Here is a 1,519-nt window from a genome sequence, read left to right as displayed (position 1 = left end):
CTAGCAGCCTGTCGGACTTGAACGTTTAGAAATAGTTTTGTATCTTCAGATTATGAAACATTTTGTAGGAGCTAACCGCGGGCAAACGACATTTATGCCATATGATCTTGAAGAATGGTTGCCACAGGACCATTTGGCCCGATTCACCGTTGAGATCGTCGATAAGCTGGATTTTACCAGGATTTATGCACAGTATCGTGGTACTGGCACTGCTGCCTATGACCCCAAATTACTTCTGGCTCTGATCTTTTACGGCTACTCGACAGGCATTTTTAGTTCAAGGAAAATAGAATCTGCCACCTATGATTCAGTAGCTTTCCGTTTTATAGCTGGCAATCAACATCCCGACCACGACACTATTGCAGGTTTCCGTAAGCGATTCCTGGGCGAAATAAAGGGCTGGTTTAAGGAAATATTGCTTATTGGTAAGGAGTTAGGCTTGGTTAAGTTGGGAAATGTTTATTTGGACGGCACCAAAATACAGGCTAATGCCAGCAAGCACAGGGCGATGAGTTATGAATATATGAAACGTCTGGAAGAGCGGTTAGAATCTGAAATAAGTAAACTCCTTGCAATTGCATCCAGCACGGATGAAACGGAGAAACCTGAAAAAATGGACGTTCCTGCCGAGCTGAAGCGGCGCGAGGATCGTTTAGAGAAAATAAAACAGGCTAAGGCAGCAGTCGAAGCCCGGGCTAGCGAGCGCTACAAGCAAGAAAAAGAAGAATATGACAAGAAGATAAAAGCACGCAGCGAAAAAGAAGAAAAAACTGGAAAGAAACCTAAGGGGAAAGTCCCGAAAGAGCCAGAAAATAAACCAAATCAGACTGATCAATATAATTTTACTGATCCGGAATCCCGTATTATGAAGACTCATTCAGGATTCAATCAATGCTATAACGCCCAGGCTGCTGTTAATGAAGATATGATTATTGTTGGTGCTTACAGCAATGAACATGGTAATGATAGATCTGAATTTTTACCGGGTTTAGCTTCGGTACCGACAGAATTAGGTATAATAACAGTTGCTGTGGCCGATACGGGCTATTTTAGCGAAAGCAACGTATCAAAGGCACCAGAAGGTATTGTAACTGTTATCGCTACGTCCAGRCAACAGCATAACAGCTATCTCGAAGCTATTTTAGAGCATAAAGCAGAAAGGATTGATTCTGAGGATATTCAACAGCCGCAAGAAAACTTGACGGTAATTGACCAAATGAGGATGCGCTTGAAAATCCCTCAATATGAAGCCATTTATAAAAAGCGAAAGCAAACTGTTGAACCCGTTTTCGGCATCATCAAAAGCGTTTTAAGGTTCCGGCAATTTTCATTAAGAGGAATATTTGAAACAGACAACGAATGGAGCTTGGTGTGCTTAGCTTACAATATAAAACGCATGTTTAAGATGTCAATGACTTCATAGAGAAGCTACTAACGTAAAATAATTCAGCAAATGAAGTCTTAAACCCGAATCCAAAAATTAAAGACAATAAGAGAGCTAAGAGCGACACACTCCTAG

General features: G+C 41.3%; 1 protein-coding gene. It reads left to right on the top strand.

Annotation, left to right across the window (positions count from 1 at the left end):
* The first annotated feature begins 52 nt into the window (after nucleotides 1-52).
* Nucleotides 53-1,423 carry a transposase gene (locus FDK13_RS35170; RefSeq protein WP_137344677.1) on the top strand — a complete coding sequence of 457 codons (1,371 nt, stop codon included), beginning with the start codon at nucleotides 53-55 and terminating at the stop codon, nucleotides 1,421-1,423.
* Nucleotides 1,424-1,519: the final 96 nt, after the last annotated feature.

Source organism: Dyadobacter frigoris, from assembly GCF_005280585.1.
GTDB lineage: Bacteria > Bacteroidota > Bacteroidia > Cytophagales > Spirosomataceae > Dyadobacter > Dyadobacter frigoris.
Note: the sequence above shows the minus strand (reverse complement) of the source record. Positions and strands in the feature narration are given on the sequence as shown.